The 1,271-nt window shown below is 57.5% G+C and carries 2 protein-coding genes; both read left to right on the forward strand.

Annotated features, from left to right (window positions below):
- Positions 1–63 precede the first annotated feature (63 nt).
- The gene (locus CRO48_RS33220) at positions 64–330 is read left to right on the forward strand and encodes a transposase (RefSeq protein WP_003507130.1); all 267 of its coding nucleotides are present in this window, start codon (positions 64–66) and stop codon (positions 328–330) included.
- Positions 213–1,253, forward strand: a complete 1,041-nt coding sequence (locus CRO48_RS31530; protein ID WP_235915193.1) for an IS3 family transposase — start codon at positions 213–215, stop codon at positions 1,251–1,253. The genes CRO48_RS33220 and CRO48_RS31530 overlap by 118 nt, the downstream gene beginning before the upstream one ends.
- The last annotated feature ends 18 nt before the right edge of the window (positions 1,254–1,271 follow it).

Here is a 1,271-nt window from a genome sequence, read left to right on the forward strand (position 1 = left end):
TGACCTTGCCCCGTTGAAATAATCCATTTTGAAGTAAGCTCTGGCCATCGAGAGGACCAGGGAATGAAGCGCAACCGTTTCACAGACGAACAGATCATCGGCATTCTGAAGGAGCATGAGGCAGGCACACCGGTCTCGGAGCTTTGCCGCAAGCACGGCGTTAGCGATGCCAGCATCTATAAATGGAAGGCCAAATTCGGCGGCATGGATGTATCCGAAGCCAAGCGGCTGAAGACGCTGGAAGACGAAAACACGAAGCTGAAACGGCTCCTGGCAGACGCCATGCTCGACAATGCCGCTTTGAAAGACCTTTTGGGAAAGAAGTGGTGACGCCCGCAGCAAGGCGGAAAGCTGTCACTCATCTGATGGATCGCCACCAGATGAGCGAACGGCGGGCGTGTAAAGCCATCGGCTTTTGCCGGATGACGATCCGTTACGAAACCAGGCGCCGCGATGATCATGACCTTCGCGAGCGGATGAAGGCGCTGGCGCATGAACGGCGCCGCTTTGGATATCGACGCCTTCATGTACTGCTCAGGCGTGAGGGTCACCTTGTGAACCACAAGCGGCTCTTCCGGCTTTATCGGGAAGAGAAGCTGACGGTGCGCAAGCGCGGCGGTCGGAAACGAGCGATAGGCACACGAGCACCGATGCTGATCCCGCTTGCCGCCAATGATCGCTGGTCACTGGACTTCGTGTCGGATCAGCTCACCGATGGTCGCAGGTTCCGGGTGCTTACGGTCGTTGACGATTGCACCAGGGAATGCCTGGGCCTCGTCGCCGATACGTCCCTTTCCGGCCTGCGGGTTGCCCGTGAACTGGACCGGATCATCGAGGGGCGAGGCAAGCCGAAGATGATCGTCAGCGACAATGGCAGCGAGTTCACCAGCAACGCGATCCTGCAATGGACGGATCGGACCAAGGTGGAATGGCACTACATCGCACCGGGCAAACCGATCCAGAATGCCTTCATCGAAAGCTTCAATGGGCGGCTGCGAGACGAATTCCTGAATGAAACTCTCTTCTCGTCACTGACCCATGCCCGGTCAGCGCTTTCAAACTGGCGCAGCGATTACAACGATCATCGACCACACTCCGGACTCGGCTGGATGACACCTGCCGAATTCGCTCAGATAATCAACCCGCGACGTGAAGCGGTGCTGCGCAGCCGAAATGGCTCCGCACCGCAACCCGCCGCTACCGCCGCAAATACAGCAACCAAAAACCGCTGGAGCGAACTTAAAACTGGATAAAACTTGGGGGCAAGGTCA

The sequence above is a fragment of the Rhizobium subbaraonis genome (genome assembly GCF_900220975.1).
Taxonomy (GTDB): Bacteria; Pseudomonadota; Alphaproteobacteria; order Rhizobiales; family Rhizobiaceae; genus Mycoplana; species Mycoplana subbaraonis.

What these genes read in the sequence shown, in the direction of transcription:
- CRO48_RS33220 (WP_003507130.1), top strand. Translation starts at nt 64, where the DNA reads ATGAAGCGCAACCGTTTCACAGACGAACAGATCATCGGCATTCTGAAG.